The 21,854-nt window shown below is 41.6% G+C and carries 19 protein-coding genes; 12 read left to right on the top strand and 7 right to left on the bottom strand.

Translation table 11 applies throughout. The features are described from left to right. The first annotated feature begins 6 nt into the window (after positions 1 to 6). The 10 genes from B7991_RS11950 (at position 7) to B7991_RS11905 (ending at position 10,976) form a co-directional block, all read left to right on the top strand. Positions 7 to 1,164 (top strand): glycosyltransferase, encoded by a 1,158-nt coding sequence (locus B7991_RS11950; protein ID WP_088631033.1) that lies wholly within the window; start codon positions 7 to 9, stop codon positions 1,162 to 1,164. Beyond that, positions 1,161 to 2,087, top strand: coding sequence for a deacetylase (locus B7991_RS11945; RefSeq protein ID WP_088631032.1), 927 nt, complete (start codon positions 1,161 to 1,163; stop codon positions 2,085 to 2,087). Before B7991_RS11950 ends, B7991_RS11945 begins: the two co-directional genes overlap by 4 nt. 17 nt (positions 2,088 to 2,104) lie before the next feature. Further along, a complete protein-coding gene (locus tag B7991_RS11940) occupies positions 2,105 to 3,061 on the top strand; it encodes a glycosyltransferase family 2 protein (protein ID WP_088631031.1) in 957 nt (318 codons plus the stop codon). After that, the gene (locus B7991_RS11935; protein ID WP_088631030.1) at positions 3,058 to 4,071 is read left to right on the top strand and encodes a polysaccharide pyruvyl transferase family protein; all 1,014 of its coding nucleotides are present in this window, start codon (positions 3,058 to 3,060) and stop codon (positions 4,069 to 4,071) included. The genes B7991_RS11940 and B7991_RS11935 overlap by 4 nt, the downstream gene beginning before the upstream one ends. Positions 4,072 to 4,142: 71 nt before the next feature. After that, complete coding sequence (locus tag B7991_RS11930; RefSeq protein WP_088631029.1) at positions 4,143 to 4,373, top strand: acyl carrier protein; 231 nt, start codon at positions 4,143 to 4,145, stop codon at positions 4,371 to 4,373. Then, positions 4,370 to 5,821: a class I adenylate-forming enzyme family protein gene (locus B7991_RS11925; RefSeq protein WP_088631028.1), complete on the top strand. Its 1,452-nt coding sequence runs from the start codon at positions 4,370 to 4,372 to the stop codon at positions 5,819 to 5,821. Before B7991_RS11930 ends, B7991_RS11925 begins: the two co-directional genes overlap by 4 nt. Beyond that, a complete protein-coding gene (locus tag B7991_RS11920; RefSeq protein ID WP_088631027.1) occupies positions 5,818 to 7,623 on the top strand; it encodes a Coenzyme F420 hydrogenase/dehydrogenase, beta subunit C-terminal domain in 1,806 nt (601 codons plus the stop codon). The genes B7991_RS11925 and B7991_RS11920 overlap by 4 nt, the downstream gene beginning before the upstream one ends. Before the next feature lie 6 nt (positions 7,624 to 7,629). Continuing rightward, complete coding sequence (locus B7991_RS11915; protein WP_088631026.1) at positions 7,630 to 9,168, top strand: hypothetical protein; 1,539 nt, start codon at positions 7,630 to 7,632, stop codon at positions 9,166 to 9,168. After that, positions 9,161 to 9,997 carry an aldo/keto reductase gene (locus B7991_RS11910; protein ID WP_088631025.1) on the top strand — a complete coding sequence of 279 codons (837 nt, stop codon included), beginning with the start codon at positions 9,161 to 9,163 and terminating at the stop codon, positions 9,995 to 9,997. Before B7991_RS11915 ends, B7991_RS11910 begins: the two co-directional genes overlap by 8 nt. A gap of 1 nt (position 9,998) precedes the next feature. Then, positions 9,999 to 10,976 (top strand): hypothetical protein, encoded by a 978-nt coding sequence (locus tag B7991_RS11905; protein WP_141099876.1) that lies wholly within the window; start codon positions 9,999 to 10,001, stop codon positions 10,974 to 10,976. Between the two features lie 14 nt (positions 10,977 to 10,990). Here B7991_RS11905 and B7991_RS11900 read toward each other — a convergent pair whose 3' ends face one another. Together B7991_RS11900 and B7991_RS11895 are read right to left on the bottom strand one after the other, a co-directional pair. Beyond that, positions 10,991 to 11,494 carry a serine acetyltransferase gene (locus B7991_RS11900; protein ID WP_176421820.1) on the bottom strand — a complete coding sequence of 168 codons (504 nt, stop codon included), beginning with the start codon at positions 11,492 to 11,494 and terminating at the stop codon, positions 10,991 to 10,993. A gap of 29 nt (positions 11,495 to 11,523) precedes the next feature. Then, complete coding sequence (locus B7991_RS11895) at positions 11,524 to 12,927, bottom strand: CotH kinase family protein (protein WP_088631022.1); 1,404 nt, start codon at positions 12,925 to 12,927, stop codon at positions 11,524 to 11,526. A 152-nt stretch (positions 12,928 to 13,079) separates the two neighbouring features. Between B7991_RS11895 and B7991_RS11890 the strand changes: the two genes are divergently transcribed. Continuing rightward, positions 13,080 to 13,835 carry a flavodoxin family protein gene (locus tag B7991_RS11890; protein ID WP_088631021.1) on the top strand — a complete coding sequence of 252 codons (756 nt, stop codon included), beginning with the start codon at positions 13,080 to 13,082 and terminating at the stop codon, positions 13,833 to 13,835. A 294-nt stretch (positions 13,836 to 14,129) separates the two neighbouring features. On the opposite strand, the gene tnpA is transcribed toward B7991_RS11890, so the two are convergent. The 5 genes from tnpA to sppA form a co-directional block, all read right to left on the bottom strand. Then, entirely contained in the window at positions 14,130 to 14,582 is a 453-nt protein-coding gene (tnpA, locus tag B7991_RS11885) for an IS200/IS605 family transposase (RefSeq protein ID WP_088629096.1), read from the bottom strand. Between the two features lie 220 nt (positions 14,583 to 14,802). Continuing rightward, positions 14,803 to 15,207, bottom strand: a complete 405-nt coding sequence (rpsI, locus tag B7991_RS11880) for a 30S ribosomal protein S9 (RefSeq protein ID WP_014545713.1) — start codon at positions 15,205 to 15,207, stop codon at positions 14,803 to 14,805. Positions 15,208 to 15,225: 18 nt separating this feature from the next. Beyond that, entirely contained in the window at positions 15,226 to 15,654 is a 429-nt protein-coding gene (gene rplM, locus B7991_RS11875) for a 50S ribosomal protein L13 (protein WP_014545714.1), read from the bottom strand. A gap of 190 nt (positions 15,655 to 15,844) precedes the next feature. After that, positions 15,845 to 16,903 carry a hemolysin family protein gene (locus tag B7991_RS11870; RefSeq protein WP_088631020.1) on the bottom strand — a complete coding sequence of 353 codons (1,059 nt, stop codon included), beginning with the start codon at positions 16,901 to 16,903 and terminating at the stop codon, positions 15,845 to 15,847. 86 nt (positions 16,904 to 16,989) lie between these two features. Continuing rightward, positions 16,990 to 19,308, bottom strand: a complete 2,319-nt coding sequence (sppA, locus tag B7991_RS11865) for a signal peptide peptidase SppA (protein ID WP_254917963.1) — start codon at positions 19,306 to 19,308, stop codon at positions 16,990 to 16,992. 51 nt (positions 19,309 to 19,359) lie between these two features. Here sppA and B7991_RS11860 point away from each other — a divergent pair, with 51 nt between their 5' ends. Continuing rightward, positions 19,360 to 21,807, top strand: a complete 2,448-nt coding sequence (locus B7991_RS11860) for an FISUMP domain-containing protein (RefSeq protein ID WP_088631019.1) — start codon at positions 19,360 to 19,362, stop codon at positions 21,805 to 21,807. The last annotated feature ends 47 nt before the right edge of the window (positions 21,808 to 21,854 follow it).

Genomic DNA, 21,854 nt, shown 5'->3' with positions numbered 1-21,854 from the left:
AAAGACATGACTAAAGTAGTTCACTTCATAGAAACTCTTTATCAAGGTGGTGCAGAAACCTTGGTTAAGGATTATGCCCTTTTATTAGACAAAACAAAATTTGACATCACAATTTTGTGTATAAGAAGAACAGATTCTCCATACGAAACATTACTTACCACTGCAGGGATTAAAATTATATTTGTTAGTGATTTCTTTGGGTCAACAAAAAAATTTTCAGGTCGATTAGCAAACAAAATTGCCAAAGAGTGCGGACTTTATCATCTAAAGGTAAAAAAAATACTAAACCAAATACAACCAGACATCATTCATGCGCACCTATCAATATTAAGATACTTGATGTTCGCAAACACGCCCTATTCAACCAAACTTTTTTATACCGTACATGGAGAACCCGCTAGATATTGGGATTCCAGCAATCCTAATTCACAGAAAGAACGCAAAGCATGTTCCTCACTCATTCAAAAGCACCACATGACATTAATTGCCTTACATGACAAAATGCAAAGTGAGTTAAATCATCGTTTTTCGGTGCAAAATACAATTACGCTAAACAATGGTATTAATTTCAATCGATTTAAGATCCAAGAAACACGCGAAGAAATAAGAAAATCTCTTAATATTCCCGAAAAATGTTTTTTAATTGGTCATGTAGGACGTTTTATTAAAGAAAAAAATCATTCTACAATCATTAACTCATTCAGCGAACTCCATAAGAATAACACAAACACACACTTACTCCTAGTCGGTTCAGGAGAACTCAAAGATTCTATAATCAGCAAAATCAATTCTTTGGGACTAACGCAATCAGTTACCATTCTTAATTCAAGAACAGATATTCCAAGAATCATGCAATCCATGGACATTTTTATTTTCCCTTCAACATCAGAGGGCTTAGGAATCGTCCTTATCGAAGCTCAAAAAATGGGAATTCCATGCGTCATATCGTCCGCAATTCCTGAAGCCGCAATTGTATCCAACCTTGTTCATCGAATGTCCCCAAACGCAACGGACAAAGAATGGGCCGAACAATTGCAAAATTTCAAAGTCGATTCAATAAAATACAATGGAATTGAGAACTGGGACATGAACATTGTCATAAAAAAGCTAGAATATATTTATCAACAAGCCGTTTCAAATAACACAAATATGATACAGCAATGAAAAAGTTTTTAATTACAATAGACACAGAATCAGACAACCAATGGGATTACGACAACCCCATTTCAACAGAAAATGCAAAATTTTTGCCCCGTTTTCAGGAGCTATGTGAGCGTTACAAATTCAAGCCTACATGGCTAACCAATTACGAAATGGCAAATGATGATTTCTTTTGCCACTACATGAAAGAAAAACAAGATGATCGTTTGTGTGAAATCGGCATGCATTTGCATGCGTGGAACACCCCTCCAGATTATTCCCTAAAAAAAACACATCGAGAACGCGACTATTTAATCGAATATCCTGTAGACATCATGGATAAAAAAGTCGCAACGATGACAGAACTTATAGAAAAAAAATTTGGGAAAAGCCCAACAACACACCGTAGCGGACGTTGGACAACAAACCAAAAATACTTTGAAATACTTCACAAATACGGATATAAAGTAGACTGTTCCGTGACTCCCCATATCAATTGGACAAAAGATGTCGGCGCAACAGGTATTCCCGGTAGTGACTATTCGAAATGTCCCGAAAAGCCTTACTACATTTACAAAGACATTTTAGAAGTCCCAATGACCATACGAAAAAAACATATGTTCGTATGGGAAAAACCTTATACACTCTATTCCCTTTGCAGAGAACTCAAGCGTTTTGTATTTGGAAGAAACCAGTGGCTAAGACCAGATGCATCCTTGTTGCAAAAGCCTTTGATAAAATTGATTGACATTATTTCAAAAGAAAATCAGTATTTGATGTTTATGATTCATTCTTCGGAATTGATGCCTGCCGGTAGTCCTAATTTTAAAGACGAAGAATCAATAAAATTACTTTATCAAATCATCGACAATATATTCAAATACTCATCACGCCTTGGATATGAAGGTATTTCGTTGCGTGACTTTGCAAAACAACCTGCCATTTAAAACAAACAAGCCACATTATGATTAAGATTAGCGTCATCGTCGCAGTTTATCAAGTCGAAAGATTTATTCGTAAATGTTTGAACAGTCTTCAAAATCAGACATTTTCGGATTTTGAAGTTTTGCTGATTGACGACGGCAGCAAAGATCTATCAGGAATCATTTGCGATGAATATGCAGCTCAAGATTCTCGTTTTCGAGTAATTCATAAAAAAAACGGTGGAGTCAGTTCAGCAAGACAAGTTGGTTTAGATCATGCAATTGGAGAATATATAATACATGTAGACCCAGATGATTGGGTTGAAAAAGACATGTTAGAAAACTTGTATAACGAGGCGAAAGCAAATAATTCCGACATGGTTGTATGCGATTACCTTCAAGAATGCAACGGAAAGACCTCTTATATGAAGCAAATCCCCAGCATGGATGGAGCAAAATCCTACTTTTACGATATGATATATCGGCTACATGGCAGTTGCTGGAACAAGCTAGTACGAAAATCATGTTTTTCCAAATACAACATATCTTTTTCTCAAGACTTGGTTATGTGGGAAGATCAATTTGTGATTCTAAAACTTGCAGAACAACCAATAAAGATTACATACTTACCGAAAGCATTCTATCACTACGATGAATCAACAAACAGTAATAGCGCAGTTCGTTCATGGTCAAGGAAAAAACTAGAATCCCAAAAGACCGTCATTAATTGGTTAGAACAAAAAACAGATTCCATAGTAAAGAACGAAATCATAAACTTAAAAAAAGATGCAAAGAGGACCGCCTTTTTCGTAAAGGAAATAAACACCAAAGAATTTCGCAGCCTCTACCCCGAAATCAACAGTTGTTACAAATTCAAAATTAAAGAAATTGGCCATTTTGAATTTTTTATGTATTTGGCAATACATGTTTCGCTTAGATTAGCAAGACATCTGAATGCAATAAAAGAAAATTTTAAAAATAAGATTTCGACTATATGAAAATAGGAATTCTAACACTACCGTTACAAGACAACTATGGAGGCCTGTTGCAAAACCTTGCTTTACAAAAAGCTTTGTTGCAGATGGGGCATGACGTTACAACCATTGACTATATGAAGACGCCCATTCCTCCTCTTTGGAGATATATAAAATCCTGGATAAAGACCATACTCCTTCTGTGCATTGGGAAACGTAGAAAATTTATAAAATACACCCATGTAGGAACACGAAATCCGCAAAATGAAAAATTCGTCTCATTACATATAAATAAAACTAAGACTTATTTCACATACAATACTGAAATTCTTAAGCAAAACGAAATTGACACAATCATCGTCGGTTCAGATCAAGTTTGGCGCCCCAAATACAATTATCGAATAGAAAATACATTCCTAGACTTTTGTAAGGACCAAAGCAACCTAAAGCGAATTGCTTATGCAGCATCTTTCGGGGTTGATGAATGGGAATTCACGGCATGGCAAACAAAAAAATGCGCTATGCTTGCAAAAAAATTTGACGCTATAAGCGTTCGTGAAGAATCAGGCAAAGCACTTTGCAACAAGTACCTTGGAATTGAAGCAACAACCGTATTGGATCCCACACTATTGCTCAGCAAAGAAACCTATTGCGAATTATGTAAAAACGTTCCTATCACAAAAGAAAAATTTCTTGCCGCTTACGTTTTAGACAAAAACGAAGCAACATACAAAGAATGTGAATCCATTGCAAAAGAAAGCAATCTAACACTAAAATTTTTCGAGGCAGATTCAAAAGCCTCGTTAAGCGTCCCAGAGTGGTTATCTATGTTCCGTGATGCGTCTTATGTAGTCACAGACTCGTTCCATGGAACCGTTTTTTCTATAATCTTTGGCAAAAAATTCAAATGTTTATATAACAAAAGCCGAGGTTCCGCTCGATTCGAGTCCTTGCTCAAAATATATGAATCTGGCAGGCTAGACGAAATGCGCGAATTCTCGTTAAAATGGCTAAAAAAAGTATTGGAGAAATAGAGTCCTTTTTTATTAGCTATCTTTCTTATATAGATTCTTTTTTAGACTATTAAGAAACAGGACTCATCATTATGGAAGAACAGATTATTAACGTCATTGCTAAAGTTCTTGAAGTTGAACCGTCCTCTATAGAACTCGATTGTGGCATTGGTGATATGCCAGAATGGACTTCAATGAATCACTTGAATATCATTGCAAACCTTGAAAAAGAGTTTTCCATTAAGTTCAGTCAGTCCGACATCATGGATTTAGAAGATATTTCCGATCTTGTCACCCTCACCCAAAAACTCGCCTCAAAATGATTTCGGTTGAGCAGTCCATATTTGAGTTTGCCAAGCAAAATCCTCAAAAAATCGCTTTAAAAAGCGGTAAAACAACAGTATCGTATGGTGAATTGGTAAATCATTGCCTCGATGCAAAAAAATATTTTGAGGGCATGCCAAATTATCAAAATGGCTCATGCGTTATCTTGGCTGCAGGAAAACAGGTTGAATTTGCATACGCTTATTTCGGAGCACATTTGGCAGGACTTAAAGTAGCCCCCATTGATCCAGAAACAAATCCGACCCGCTTTGATTTTATTGCCCAAACACTAAATCCTTTTGTTGTCATCGGTTTTGATAAAATTCGAGGATCTTGGGTAAATAAATCTCTCAAGGATTTTTCCTTCCAAGAAAGCGGACTTCAATCGGAGGTTGCTTTCCCCGATATGAACTCTGTGGCTGACATTCTTTTTACGACAGGTACAACGGGAACACCCAAAGGAGTTCCCCTGACGTTTAAAAACGAAGCGGCAGCAGCTCGAAATATCAATGATTTCATTCGCAATAAAACCGATGATGTTGAGTTGCTAGCACTTCCCATCAGTCATTCCTTTGGACTCGGACGCGTTCGTTGTTGTTTGTCCAATGGGCAAACATTGATTTTGCTCGGAAGTTTTGTGAACGTCAAACGTATTTACAAAAGCTTTGAAGAAGATGGCGTAACAGGTTTTACAATGGTGCCTTCAAGCTGGAAATTTCTGCAGAAGATGAGTGGCAACCAGCTAGGCAATTATGCGTTCCAACTCAAGTACATAGAAATGGGCAGTGCCTATTTTTCCGAAAGTGACAAAAAAGAACTAGCTTCGCTTTTACCAAACACCCGCGTAACCATGCACTATGGTCTTACCGAGGCTTCTCGTTCCGCATTTATGGAATTTCACGAAGATGCAAACGCTTTAAACAGTGTTGGCAAGGCCTCTCCAAACACGGATATTCAAGTCTTTGACGAATCAGGCAATATGCTGCCATTAGGAGAAGAAGGTGAGATTTGCGTTAAAGGTGAGCATGTAACGCAGGGCTATCTCAATCATCCAAATAACGATGTTTTCTTTGGAAATTACTTTAGAACTGGCGACTGGGGGGCAAAAAACTCAGACGGTTACATATTCTTGAAAAGTCGCAAGAAAGAACTTATCAACGTTGGTGGAAAAAAAGTAAGTCCTATTGAGGTTGAAGACCAGCTTGTATTGATTCCAGGAATTGCAGAATCAGCCTGTATCGCAATTCCAGATCCTGGAGAAGTTCTTGGCGAGGTCGTGAAGGCATGTCTGGTGGCAGAGCCGAACGCAGAGCGTCCAACATTTGAAGAAATATCTTCAGCTTTGTCAGGGAAATTAGAAGGTTATAAGATTCCAGCCGTTTATGAGTGGGTAAACGAAATTCCCAAAACTTCTAGCGGGAAAGTTCAACGTGGATTGCTTAAATGATTCAGATTACAAACAAAGAACAATGTTGTGGTTGTAACGCTTGTGGCGATATTTGTCCCAAGGGGGCAATTTCATTCCCACAAGATGAAGAAGGTTTCTGGTATCCGAAAGTCGATTTGGAAAAGTGCGTAAACTGCGGCATGTGCAACAAAGTTTGCCCGCTCCAGAACATGGACAAAGTCAAATCCGCAGAAAAACTGAATCCGCCTAAAGTCATTGGCGGATATCACAAGAATATTGCCATCCGTTTTGACAGCACCTCAGGTGGGATTTTTTCGGCACTAGCCAACGCAATGTACAAAGATGGCGGATATGTAAGTGGTGCAATACAAAATCCAGACCTTACAGTTTGCAACTTCATTTCAAACGACAAAAGCGACCTGGCCCGTTTACGCAGCAGCAAATATGTTCAAAGTTCTGCAATAGGCCTCTATAAAGAAATAAAGGAACATCTTGTTGCAGGAGAAAAAGTTTTAGCTTGCGGTTCTCCCTGCCAAATGGGAGCATTGCGCACCTATCTTGGAAAAGATTACGACAATCTGATTATTGTTGATTTCCTTTGCCGTGCAACGAATTCGCCTAAGGCATATCGTAAATACATGGATATGCTAGAAAAACAATATGGCGGTAAAATAGTCTATGTCAAGGCAAAGAATAAAGAACATGGCTGGCATAGCCTAGCTCGCAAAGTCGTCTTTGACAACGGCAAGGAATATTACGGTGAAGGCCATGACGACCATTACCGTCGCGGCTATCATTGGAACATGTTTGAACGCCCATCATGCTATGATTGCAAATTCAAAGAAATTCCACGCTATTCAGACATCACACTTGGCGATTTCTGGGGAGTTGAAATGATTGCTCCCGAATTAGAACAGAATCTTGGAACATCCATGGTAATGCTCAACACACCCAAAGGTGAAGCGTTCTTTGAAAAGATAAAAAGCAAACTCGTTTGTCGCGTTTTTTCATTAAACGATATTTTACCCGGTAATCGAGCAGCTCTTCTTGAACCTATCAAGTATCCACCAATAGACAGAAAAGCTCTGTTCAATGATATGGATTCAATGCCGTTTGACGAACTTGCAAACAAGTATTTCCCAGAACATAAGTATAAAGCTACATTCAAAACTAAAGTCAAAAACTTACTTAAATTCTTATACCACAACAAAAAAACTCCGCTTGACACATTAAGAACTTTGCGTTATTGTTTCCTTAGTAAACACGTCAAAGCAGACATTTTAAAAGGCAATATTTTTGCGGTCAAAAGCCATTGCGCTATCGATTTAAGAGGGACTGCCAAAATTGTGGTAAACAAAGGATCGTTCACATTTGGTGAAAAGCGCAACTTCAAGACAAAAGAAGAAACGGCTCTTCTGATCGAAAATGGCGGAACATTACAGATTGACGGCGACAACTTCATCAAGACCACAAGCGATATTCAAATTTTCAAGAATGCTCTGTTGAGATTTGGCCCCGGCGCTACCAATATGGGGCTAAAAATCGTCTGCTCCGAAAAAATTTGGATAGGAGACCACACTCGCATTGGTCGCGACGTCTGGATTCGCGATAATAACGGCGGACACAAGATTATTCAGGTCGGCTATAAAGATAAAGCTCCTGTCATCATTGGAAACTATGTTTGGATTTGCTCCGGCGCTCAAATTATGAAGGGTGTCACAATTGGTGATGGAGCTGTTATTTCCGCGAATAGTGTTGTAACAAGTAATGTTCCAGCACATTCGATTGTAGCAGGAAACCCAGCTAAAGTTGTTGCGGAAAATATTTATTGGAGACCATAAAGTCCAATGGCAGAAGAATCTGCAAATAAGAGAATTGCAAAAAATACGATATTCCTGTATTTTAGATCGCTGTTGATTATGGCGATTACGCTATTCTCATCACGAATAATTTTACAAGCACTGGGCGTAGACGATTATGGTCTATATGGAGCCATCGGTAGCATTGTAATGATGTTCACCATTATCAACAATACGCTTGCAGTTGGAACTAGCCGTTTTTTAACATTTGAACTAGGTAAAGGCGATGCAGCAAAGCTGAAAAAAACATTTAGTGCAGCATTCGCGATGCATGTAGCAATGGCAGCAGCATTGTTCATACTTCTAGAATCAATAGGATTATGGTTTCTAAACAATCGTATGCAAATTCCTGAAGGACGTGAATTTGCGGCCAATGTAATTTTTCAGTTGTCAATTGTTTCGTGCATGTTTAGTTTAACCCAAGTACCCTATAATGCATTAATTATTGCATATGAAAAAATGAACATTTATGCTTATGTCGGCATTGCCGAAGCAGTGTTCAAACTAGCTCTGATTTTTGCGTTGCTCTACATTCCGTTTAAAGACAATTTAATTGCATACGGAATAATTCTTGCAGCATGGAGCATCGGTTTGCAATTTTTTTATTGTTTTTATTGCTATAAGCATTTTCCTGAAAGTCATCTTGGAATATGCAAAGATAAATCTATTTACAAAAGTATGCTGTCTTACTCATTGTGGGATTTTATAGGACAGTTTTGCGCAACAGGAAACGGCCAAGGCATAAACATTCTCATCAACATGTTCTTTGGCGTGACCGTAAATGCAGCAAGAACTGTAGCATATCAAGTCGAAAACGCATTGACAACATTTAGCAATAATTTTTTGACGGCAGTCAACCCTCAAATAGTAAAAGCCTATGCTCAAGAAGATTACAAACGTTTTTTTCAACTGATCTTTGAATCTGGAAAATTCGCATACTATTTATTGTTCATGCTATCTCTTCCCGTTTTTTTAGAAGCTAAGTTTATTCTATCGATATGGTTAGTTGAAGTTCCTGAATATACAGTACTCTTTTTGAGATGTATTATTGGAATAACATTGTTTAGAATTTTAGTACGCCCTCTAATAAATGGCGTTCACGCAACAGGTAATGTAAAAACGTTAAATTTAACAAGCGGAGTTTATTCAGCATTGACCTTTTTGCCTACAACATACCTGTTGTACAAAATGCAGTTTCCTGTTTGGACTTGTTTCGTCGTCCAAGCCGTTAATGGGGTCGTGTGTACTTATTTAGAGACAAGAGCATTATACAAGAACATTCAATTCAAAATGTGGAAATATTTTCTTAATGTCCATATTCACTCTATAGCAGTTTCGCTACTTGCAATAGTCCTACCATACATTCAACTAAAAGTCATGACTGAGGGATGGCTAAGGCTTTGCACCACTACAATATCCAGCATACTTTCAACTTGTTTATGCGTACTTTATCTTGGTTTATCTAGAGGTACTCGATTAATTATTAAAGAAAAGCTTGTTAAAATAATTTGGAAAAGAAATGCATAACATAAAATTTCACAACGGCCTTGAGTTTCCGCCAATCATCATGTCCACCAATTGGATGGACTATCCAACAATGAAAAAAGTCGTATCAGCAGGCTTAAAAATTGGTTTTAGAGCATTTGATACAGCCCGTGATTATGGCAACGAACACATCGTTGGTCAAGTTCTAAAAGAATGCCTTAAGGAACAAAATATTGACCGTAGTGAAATTTTCATTACAACAAAAATTGGCAATAGCCAACAGCGTCTTGGAAATATAGAGGAACAACTCGAAATATCCCTAAAAAACTTGCAAACAGATTATGTAGATTGTTGGATGATGCATTGGCCATATCCCAGTTATTACATTGATACATACCACAAAATGGAAAATATATACAAGTCGGGTCGAGTTCATTCGATTGGAATGGCTAATTATCATGTTCGCCATTTCAACAAGCTATTTGAATCGGGAGTAGAAATCGTTCCTCATTGTGTGCAATTCGAACATCATCCCATGCGTGTCGCCCAAGATATCCTAGATTTTTGCAAGCAACACAATATTGCAATACAAGCGTATTCTCCTTTGTGTCGCATGATACCCAAAATAAAAGAATCCCCCATTTTGAAGGAAATATCAACGAGACTCAATAGAACCATTGGTCAAGTCATTTTACGCTGGCATTACCAGCACCAGAGCATACCTTGTTTTAAGTCTACAAAGCCAGAACGCCTTGCGGAAAATTTTAACATTTGGGATTTTGAATTAACCGAAACCGACATGGCGCTGATTAATTCCATGGATGAAGATTACAAGTACCACCTTGAATCGGCTAGCTGCCCAGGCTTTTGATATGATAAGAAAGATTTTTCGCAAATTAAAACATATTGCATTGATTCCTTTAAAAATACTCAGCAAACCCATTTACGCAACGGAATGGTATAAAGGTTTCTTTGTAGGCGCCGATGGCGAAACATACCCAGACAACAACTGGTATCGTAAACATGAAGAACGTAATTTTGACTTAATCAATCTAGGCAGTAGCGGAGGTAAATGGGCATTCGACTATTCCGGATTCAACATCAAAGCCATGAATTGGGCTCAGCAGCCTCAGACCCTTTTAGAAGACTTCAACCTGTTGCGCAACTATCATTCTATCCTGAGAAAAGGCGGAATTGTTCTTATCACAATAATGCCGTTTACAGGATTAAACAAAACGACTGGCTTTAGAGACGCTATGAAATATTTAAAAATTGACGCTCATGAGCCTATTCAGCCTATAGAAATAAAAAAGGCTCAACTATACACCCAGTGTCCTATTTTATTGGGCAAACCAGCAATTAAAGCTGTTATCAGACATTGGTTAGGTAAAGAACAAATTGTCTCTAGCGCAAATTCAAAAGAAAATATGGACAATAACCCAATGTCCGACATTCAATTAGACGCCGATGCAAAGCGTTGGATTGATGGATGGAAAAAACAATTTTCCATTGAAGATTTTGAGGCTCCACTAACAGAAGCTAATCAGAAAGGTCGCGAATATCGAATCAAACTAATGCGCGAAATAATAGATTTTTGTACGGAAAGAACTTATAAGCCTGCTTATGTAATTCCACCAGTCACAAAGCATTTGTCTCAATACTACACCCCTAAATTTGAAGAAACATATATATACGGATTCTTGAAATCTGTAGATCGCGACATTTTGCTTCTTGATTATAGTAAAGATGAATCCTTGCAAAAAGATGACTTGTTTTTTAATTCGTTTTTCCTGAATAAAAAAGGAAGAAAAAAATTCACCGAACAAGTTTTGCAAGACTTGTATAAATAATCTCACATCAAAAGCTATATTATGCCTTGTCTTTCCGATTGAGTTTCTATTATCTTGTTATACCCAACCACGGTCTTACCAGCAGGAACACTTTTCGTAACAACGGCATTTGCACCAATACGAACATCATCACCGATTACAATGTTCCCGATGACTTTTGCACCAGCACCAATGTAAACACGATTTCCAATCTGCGGGGCTTTACCGTATTCAATTTTATGTTCATTAGCACCAATGGTCACTTGTTGAAGTATTGTACAATTTTCACCTAGTGTTGCATTATTGTGAATGTAAATTCCATTCAAATGAGGTATTCTAAGACCGCCACCAATATCTGGGGTTTCAATGCCCATTCCACTAAATTTGAACATTTCATTGCATATCTTAGCAAGAATCTTTAAAGCAAAAAACGACTTTGAACAAATCGTACGATAGCACCACAAATACAAAACAGAGCGTCCGCTTGATTTATTTCTTGATTTATCGCAAAGATATTTTTGATATTGTAATTCCTGCATACTATAATTCAATATAGTTTTTTTTGCAGCTACTTATTTTGGTCAATCCATTCTATTCGCCGCATCAGCCAATCTTTGATCCATTCGACAGCTTCATCATATGTTTTAAACGGTTTGGGATGCCATGGATCAGAAGTATTCTCTAATATATTCCATTTTTTAAAATTATTCTGTGCAGGGAGTGCTAATTTTCCCTTATAAACATCTATAGAATCAAGAAGGCTCAAAAAGAATTCGTATTTTTGATTCCAAAAATCGCTAGTTCTTTGACTATACAAAGAATCTTTAAAGAGAAACTTATTCCAATAACAAGTCCGTACAACAAGATTATCAATTGTATTTACACTTTCACTTGTAGAATTTCCCATAGCCAAATCAAAATCCCAAACGGGGCCCATTTTTATTTTTTCGCCTACAATCCATGAAAAATATACGCTTGTATAAAAGCCTGAATCTGGATTTTTTAAAAGCTCTTGAACCCAATAATGCTTTACACTTTCATCGACATCAATCCAATCATCAACACCATTATCTTCCTGAGCCTTAATAGACAATAAATATGTTTCAAAATCTTCAATATGTGTTTTGACAGCATCTAAAACACTTTCAGAAGCATTCTTGGGATCATGAATTCTAAAAGGTTTCCCCTTACCATTTTTACTAATAATATCAGAAAATACAACTTGTTCATCAGCTTTATATTTTTGGTCAAATTCCACTATAAATGATTCATCTTCTTTAGGAATATTAACCCTATCCTTGTCTTTTTTTATAGTCTCCGTAACTAGATATACACCCAAATAATTTCCATTCACATATAACTCTGCGAATTCACATCTTGGCGCATAAAACACATCTAACGCAGCTGACAATCGATACGCAAGATAATTTCGCATCAATGTTTTATCAGCATAATTTGCAATAAGCGCCCAGTCTTTGTCCTTGGGCATACCAAGCATTGACTGTTTATTTTCAAACTCAATCTTGTAACTTTTCTTAGGCATTACATCCCAAGAGGAATTTCCCCTTCCCCTTATCGTCAAGTCCAAAATTTCACTTTCAGCGTTGTCTTCACCCCATACTTGGAGTTTTGCAGGAATCTCAGTTTCGCGGTCTTTAATCGCTTGGCGTTTTTCCGTTTCAATGACAATACGGGGAATTCCGGCATAAGGGTATTCCTTATCATCAGGCTTAAACGAACTCAGATACCCCTCTTTAGAAGAAGAGCTTTTTTCCTTCGAAGACGATGAAGAGGATTTACTTGTCATTGTTTTTGGGGACGACGATTCGTCTGCACGAATCGGCACTGCATCGGTTTGTTCATCAACCTCCGCATCCAAAACGCTATTGCTACAGGCGCCCAAAGAGCCAATAGCAATAGCCATGCAAAAAATTAACAGATACGAAAAAACTCTATAACCAACCCAATTCATGTTTAATCCCTGCTAGATACCCAAAATTAGCTTTTTAGTAGAGAATTTTAAAGACATTAAATCAGAAAGGTTATTGTAGCATACCAAACATTCAACCAGAATCACACAAGTAGTGGAACAATCCTCTCCACAATTTTTCTAAATTTGCGCGCATGGCAGAAAAAAAGAAAATTCTCGTAATGGTCGCTAGCCCGAAAAGGGAACGCAGTGGAACCCTCATCCCGACGAAGGCTTTTGTCGAGGGCCTGGAACAAAACGGCGACTACGAGACGGAATACATTTTCATTGACAAGATGAACATCAAGCCGTGCCGCGGTTGTCTCAGCTGCTGGGGGCGCGAAGACGGTTCGTGTTTCATGAAAGACGACGATGTTCCGATGATCCGCGAAAAGCTCATCAATTCGGATATTGTCATTTGGAGTTTTCCGCTGTTCCTGTTTGGTGTCCCGGGCCAGATGAAGGTCCTGATGGACCGCATCGTGGGCATGGTCCATCCGTACATGGGCCAGAAGCTCAAGGAAGGGGCTAACGCCATGGGCACCCCGCTACACGGGCTGCAGTTTCAGAAAGAAGGCCAAAAGATCATTCTGCTTTCGAGTTGCGCCTGGATGGACTTGGACGTGGTTTACGAGCCGGTTCGCAAGCAGTTCGACATCATTCTCGGTCACGAGGGCTACACGCTTATCGCCTGTCCGCAAATGCGCGCGCTTGACCACCGTGGCGGTCCGCGCCGCTTGAACATGCTCCGCGACAAGTACCGCAAGGGCGGCGCCGAACTTGCCAAAACGGGGACGCTCTCGCAGGAGGCGATTGACTTGATGCAGAAGCCGATCTTTAGCGACGACGCCTACGAGACGCTCGTCGTGGAATTCGTGACGCACATGTTTGATAGAGACGATAATTTCTAACGATTTGGACTATGCCACATACGAGCTCCCGCAAAGCGGGAGCGTTTTTTTTTTTTGCAAAAATAACTGGATTGGGCTGAAGCCCCAACTCTTCGGCTCGGTTATAAAAATGAGCAAACTCATTTTTGCAACGCTCGCCTTCTGAGTTGTCTTCGCTACGCTCAGGATGACGTATTGGGAGCAAGTCACAAGCCACCCCTAAGAGGGGTGGCTTGCTTTGCCCCTAGAAGGGGCTGTTACTGCCAGCGCCTTAATGACGCTGGCTTTCTCTTCGTTCAAGCCATTGTGGACTGATTACCGGCCACCCTTGAAAGGGTCATCGTATTCTTTCGTTGTGAGCTTATCCTCTATCTGATCCGCTTTCTCCTGCTCGCGGATATACTTTTCTACAGTCGCAGAGTTTAACCCCACTGTACTGACATAATATCCCGTTGCCCAGAAGTGCTTGTTGCCGAACTTATACTTCAGGTTTGCATGGCGTTCGAAAATCATCATCGACGACTTTCCCTTCAAATAACCCATGAAGCTTGACACCGCATATTTAGGCGGAATCGACACGAGGAGATGGATATGGTCACTCATTAAATGACCTTCGATAATTGTGACACCTTTCCACTTGCACAAATCTTTTATAATTTGGCGTATATCCGTCCGCAACTGGAAATAGATTATTTTGCGACGATATTTAGGTGTAAAAACGATATGATACTTGCATACATACTTGGTATGCGCTAGACTTTCTGCCATTTTGGGATGTTTCCTTTTGATAGTGTTGGCTTGAACAACTAAACATTATCAATTTTGGGAACATCCCTTTTCTTCTATTCGTAATGGCTTAAGCTCTAATCTCACCCGCATAGCGGGTGGTTGTTAAAGCCGCTGCTACGCATCGGCTTCTTACCTAAAGGACTTAATACAGAAAAACCCTGGCAGATGCCAGGGTTTTCCGTAAAAGCAAAATCGCAGATTAGCGCTTGCTGAACTGGAAGTGCTTACGAGCCTTCTTGCGGCCGAACTTCTTACGTTCAACGGCACGTGCGTCACGAGTCATGAGGCCTTCCTTCTTGAGGGCCGGCTTCACTTCTGCGTCGTTAGCAACGAGTGCGCGGGAGATGCCGAGACGGACAGCGCCCATCTGGCCAGCGATGCCACCGCCACGAGCGGTAACTTCGACGTCCCATTCTTCAGCGTTGCCAAGGATGGCGAACGGAAGATTTGCAATCATGTCCTGCACTTCAGAATGGAAGTATTCCTTGAAATCACGACCATTGATAGTGCGCTTGCCGGAACCCGGCTTCAGAATCACAGCGGCGATGGCGTTCTTGCGACGGCCAGTGCCGCGGTAGATCTTCTTATTCTTTGCTGTAGCCATAGTTTTCTCCGTTCTAAATTAAAGTTCTACGACTTCGGGTTTCTGGGCAGCGAACGGATGTTCGGCACCTGCAAAAATCTTGAGCTTCTTGATCATCTTGTGGCCAAGAGCGCTGTGCGGGAGCATGCCCCAAATGGCAGCTTCGAGCGGAGCAGTCGGGTTCTTTGCCAAGAGGTCAGCAAAGTTGATCCAACGTTCACCGGCGATGTGGCCAGTGTGGTGGAAATACTGCTTCTGGAGAGCCTTGTTGCCAGAAACGGCAACCTTTTCAGCGTTGATGACAACCACGAAGTCGCCAGTGTCGACGTTCGGGGAATAGATGGCCTTGTGCTTGCCCATGAGGAGACGAGCAACTTCGCTTGCAACGCGTCCCATCGGCTTGTCAGCTGCATCCACAAGCTTCCACTTGCGGGAGACAGTCTTCGGGTTTACCGTAATGGTCTTCATGTAAATCCTCTAGTGAGTGAAATTCCGGGGCAAAGGCGCCCCGAGAAAAGCAGAGTAAATTTAGATGATTTTTTGCAAGGGTTCAAGGGTAAAAAGGTGTAATTTTTGAAAAAAGTAGTATTTTTGCGGGTTAAACATTCTATCAATCGATAGAATTATATTAATTAGTATAGCAAATTCAAAGATTTTCTTACTGCTTACTTTTCTCCTTGCGCATGGAGGCGAGCGCCTTGGACTTGCGGCGGGCGGTTTCCTGGAGGTTTACAGCCACATCAAATTCATCGACGATTTCGCGACCGAGGATTTCTTCGAGCACATCTTCGAGACTCACGATGCCCGCAATCGCCCCAAATTCGTCAACAACACCCACCATGTGTCCGCGCTGTTTGAGGAATCGCAGCAAAAGCTTGTCGGTCATGAGGCTATCAGGCACGAGCTGCATCGGGCGCATGAGCTGTCGGAGTTTCACATCGCGGTGGCCTTCGGCAAGCTGGTTGTATGCATCGCGGCGGAGCACAATCCCAATCCAATTGTCCTTTTTACCATCGTAAAGCGGCACACGCGAAAACGGCCAGTTGCCGCGCTCGTCAAGAGTCTCGCCAATCGTACTGTCGGCAGAGAGCGTAAACACAACCTGTCGCGGCGTCATCACGCGGCGCACTGGGAGCGACTTGAGCGAAAGGATGTTCTTGATGACAAGCGCCTGCTGGCGGTCAATCACATCTTCGCGAAGCCCGAGACTCACGAGGCTGTTGATGTCCTCGATGCTCACGTCCTTCTTTTCTTTGTCCTCGTGCGTCCAGTGCTTGGTAAGCGTGAGGCAAAGCCAGATGATTCCCGTCCAGCTGAGGATTTTCGTGATGTAGTAGAACGGCACGGCCACAAGCGGCGCACAAACTTTCGCCTGCTTCACGCCGAGTGTCTTGGGAGTGATTTCGCCAAAGAGCAAAATGAGAATTGTGAGCACCACAGGGAGCAGCATCGCCTGCGAAGGAGTCAATCGCTTCACGGCCAAGGCCGTCGCCAAGGACGCGCCCACCGTATTCGCAACCGTATTCACCACAAGCACCGAAGCAATATAGCGGTCGATGTTATCCTTCACGTGTTTCAGATAACGCGCGGTAAACTTCTTCTGGCGTTCCAAGACTTCCACCGTCGAAGGCGGGACGCTATAGAACGAGGCTTCGGTCACAGAGCAAAATGCCGAAGCAGCAAGACAACAAAAAACAGTTAATGCAATTTCTAACATATAATCCTCAAGACTTAACTGGATCCTTCGCGGAGTTTACCCCGGACCTGTTCCGGGGCTCAGGATGACAAATCAACTTTATAAAGCTAGGGTCCATTAAACAGCATCGGTTCTATCGCCCAGAACTGTGTGCGTTCCATGTCACGGATAAAGTCTCCAAACGATTTCGTATTCATAAACGGCACCACAAAAGAATCCTCCGTATTCAATTGCAACAGTTCAATTTCAGTAGACTTCGGGATATCGGCAAGCTTGCGGACTTCGTCAAGGGCGTCGTCAAATCCCCCCAAGCCATGCACAAGCCCAGCCTCTTTTGCCTTCCAGCCAACCATTACACGGCCGCTGCCATAAACGGAGTCGACCACGGCCTGGTCAATTCCAGTCGCCTGCGAAACAACGCCCGTAAAGCGATTGTAGAAGTCATCCATGTATTCCTGAAGAGCCGCCTTTTCAGTATCCGTCCACGGGCGTGCAAAAGAACGTGCATCCGAATAATCATTCGTCTTGACCGGTTCATTGCGCAACCCGACTTTCTGCATCAAGCCAGACGCATCGACCTTACCGCCATAAATTCCAATGCTACCCACGATGGCAAAAGGTTCTGCAATTATCTTGTCCGCCCCGCAGGCAATGTAATATGCACCCGATGTTCCAGAACTTCCGATGCTTGCCACAATAGGAATATCAAAGCGCTTCAAATTCTTGAGAGCACCCCAGATTTTATCGGACGCAATTGCGCTCCCGCCCGGCGAAGAAATCCGCAAAAGCAAAGCCTTCGCTCCAGAATTGGGCAGTCTGCGCAAGTTATCCAGCACAGCTTCTTCCATGCGGGAATCAATCGTGCCGTTGATATTCAGCAGCGCCACTTTCGTGCGGTGATTCCAGCGTTCATCAAAAATCTTGGTATTCGACGGAGTCCACGTTCTGAAATTCGCATAAGGAGCATCGAGATCAAAGAACGTCTTCAACGCATACGCAGGCACCTGATCAATGTAAAGCAGCGTATCGGCAAGGCCCGCCTTCTTGGCGCCAAGAGCTGTAATTACGGGCTTTTGAGCCAACGAATCCAATCTTTCCGTATTGAGAGAAACCGGTCCCTTTTTCATTCGAGCGGCAACGCGCATACGGACAAGTTCCCAAATATCCTTGTAAAGCGTTTCAATATTTTCGCGGGCATTTACCGACATGGAATCAGCCGTATAAGGTTCTACCGCCGACTTGTACGCACCATGGCGCAAGAATTCCACCTTGACGCCTAATTTATCCAAAAGTCCCTTGTAGAACGTAATCCCGCCACCAAGCCCAAGCCACGTAAAATGAGCCGAAGGCTCTACGACAACGCGGTCCACATTGGCAGCCGCCATAAGAACCGCCGGACGCACGTCATCCATGTACGCAATCACGAGGCCGCCACGCGCCTTGAGTTTTTTTACGTAACGGTTGATTTCTTCGGATATCGCCAAGTTGCCACTATAACCCGAGAAGTCAAGCACCACAAGCCCTGCCGCCGGATCGAGCAATAGATGTTCAAACAAATTACGCACCTTCATGAGTCCAATGGACGAAGGACCTAAAAAGAGCATTTTCTTTTCGACTTCGGTCACATCCATATTGAGCGGCACACGCACAATCTGCGCCGAGCGCGAGGCATACGGGTTGCGAGAGGTATGGAAGCCGATGCTACCGCCTTTAGGCAAAAAGTCATCATAAATTTTCAGCGAGGCATCGACATGCCCGCCAAACGAAGCAGAAAGCGTCAGCGAGTATTCATTGTCATCGCCATAAATCGGCATCTTGAATCCAAAGCGATACCCGTAAAGCGAAAGTTCCAGAAGCAGGCGGTGTTCTTTCCAGTCCTCGACATCGTAACTTGCACTAAAGAAATCGCCAAAGCGAAGTGTCGCACCAGCGTTGTGCACGCGCTCCATCGAAGACGGCCCGAGATACAGCAAGTTATCGCAAGAATAGCCTAGCGAAAGCATGCTGAACGGGCGAATCAAAATGCCCGGAGAATAAGTCCATTCCGTCCCCTTGAAATCGGCACTGCGGAACGCCGTAACGCGACCGCCCCAAAACACGCTGCGGTCAAAAAGCGGAAAGCCATGCGTCAAGTTCCAGCGGGATTCATCCATTCCCTTATCGTTGAAGCGGTATTCAAACCCCGCCCCGATGCGGTCCAGATTGCCGCCCACGCGAAATTCCGTAATGCCATCGTCAAACTGGTACGAAGCCAGCGCCCCCTTGGAATCTAGAGCCGAAAGCCCAGCCGGGTTCCCGAAAACACCGTGCGCCCCGTCGAGCGAAACAAAGCGCGATTCACCCGGAAGGTAGGCGTAGGCCATTGCAGAAAGCGCGGTAATCGCAACAGCAAATGCTGAAAATGGAAATTTTTCTTTCTTCATCATAAATATTTTAGTAATTTTATAAGAAGGCAAAAATTCCGAAAGGGGTAAATCATGAAAATCACAGTCATTCTCTCAATCCTCCTTTCATTTTTCATTATTTCCTGCGGTGACGATTCTGGCAATTCCGCTGGCGATTCTGAAACCATAACAAACAAGACCATTTCGGGCGTAGTGCAAATAGGCCCCTTTGAAAAAGGAGCTACCATCGCTGTCTATGAACTCGACGAAAAATTCGAGCAAACGGGCCGCAATTATGAAACCGAAATTGAAAACGACCAGGGCGAATATTCTGTGGATGTAAAAGAACTAAAATCACAATATGCGCTCCTGAAAGCGTCCGGTTATTACCGCAACCTTATCACAAACAAGCAATCGATGAACAAAATAACCTTGTACGCCATCGTAAACATACTCGATGACGGAGGGTTCAACGTAAATGTGCTCACGCACCTGGCCTACAAGCGAACAATTTACTTGATAACGCAAAAAAAGATGCACCTAGAAGAAGCCAGGAATCAAGCGGAATCAGAAATTCTCAAATTCTTTGGCATGGATGACAATTTTAAAGAAGCCGGGAAATTAGACATTCTTGGGAAAGGCAATCAAAGTGAAGCATTATTCACGTTATCTATTTTAATGCAATGCGAAATTTCCAAAAACAATACCAGCAAACGTCTTGAACTCATTGCTACTGATTTTGAAGAGGACGGAACCTGGGACGACGAAAAAACAAAGGCCCTCGTCGCCGACTTCTTTTACGAACAATTCGAAAAAACAAGATATTCGGACATCCAAGACAACATTGCAAACCTATATCCATCCATTGACATTCCTTCATTCGACAAATACATAAACCGTTTCTGGTGGAATATTTACGGGCTTAAGGACTGTATAGAAAAACGCAAGAACGAGATTGCCCCCAATAAGAACTCCAACAGCGATTTCGTCAAGAAACAATTCATTTGCAGACCCGGAATATGGAGAGCGGCATCTGACAAAGAAATCTCCAAATACTATTGGCCAGACAATTTGGACAGCATCAAAGGAAAAGAGGGGGACACCTATATCGGTAAAAACGATACAACCATTTGTTACGTCTATAGGAACAATTCATGGGAGAAAAGTGATCCAATTCATTGCATAGTCGGATTATGTACAGAAAAAAATCAGGATGTTATCCAAAAAGGAACCGCTGAAGAATGGTACAAATGTAACAACCTAAAATGGGAAAAATCAGACGAATGCACCTATACAATTTCCAAATGGAAGGACGGCAAAGAATGGGAAATTCGTCATGAAAAAAAATGCAACGATCAATGTTATGTATATGATAACGGACAATGGCGATTGGGCAATGTATTTGATTGCAATCTAGGTTTTGCCGTATGTACCCCAAAGCGTACCGGAACCATTCAAGAAGCACCCGTTTTGAACACAAAAATGGATTGTGACGAAGAGCTCCATTTCAATGAAAAAAATTATTATAGTACATGCATAACTGAAATAACATCAATCGATACTACAAAAAAAACATTCTATATATGCCGTGACGATTCTAATCACAACTTCGATTTAATGCATGCAGAATTGAAATACTTAACATACAAAACAGGTGGTCTAACCTATTTTTGGGACATCGCATCGGACACAGAAATCAATACGGAGGGATTGTCTTGTCCCGAAGAAGGGAAGCTAGTTTCAGGGATAAAAAATCCTCAAAAGCAATACCTTTGCGATAGAGGCTCTTTCAGGGAAGCCAAGAAAATCGAAATAGCCGTAGGATTAGGCTGCACACCCCACACCTATGGAAAATTCGAAATTTTGAAAGGAACAAAATCTTATCTTATGTGCGATTCGTTGTTCGAGGGCGATACAACATATTTCTATTGGGATGTCAGCCCCGAAAAAAATCAAGGCACCATGACCGATCCTCGCGACAATACCATTTATAAAACGATAAATATCGGAACACAAACATGGATGGCCGAAAACCTCAATTTCGCGGACAGCACCAAATTTCCAAGCATTTTAAACCGAAACAGCTGTGAAGAAGATACACTTGACAATTGTGAAATATATGGCCGTCTCTACACATGGAGTGCCGCCATCGATTCCGTTTACTGGTCTAGCAAAGGCATAACTTGCGGTTACACACCTGAAAAAGATAGTTCCTGTGAATTGTCCGAAACGGTGCAAGGGATTTGCCCCAAAGATTGGCATATACCCAGCGTCAAGGAGTGGGATACTTTATACGAATGGATGACTAAGTACTCCATGAATCCATATATGAGCATATTTGAAAATGTCGGTTTTTTACCACAAGAATTCTATAACGAAATTATCTTTTGGGCATCCAATGATTTTGATGGCCAAAACGCCTATGAAATAACAACGGATTATACAAAATATATAAAAGACGGAGTAGGATACGCCAAAGATTACTCCGGAACAAGCCCCAAGAACAATCAACACTACATCCGCTGCGTTAAAAATGATTAAAGTCGATATCGGACAACAAATCTTCAAAAGGAGCGCTCTATGATTTT

It is taken from the genome of Fibrobacter sp. UWB3 (assembly GCF_002210405.1).
Lineage (GTDB): Bacteria > Fibrobacterota > Fibrobacteria > Fibrobacterales > Fibrobacteraceae > Fibrobacter.
This window is presented reverse-complemented; position numbering and strand designations above follow the sequence as displayed.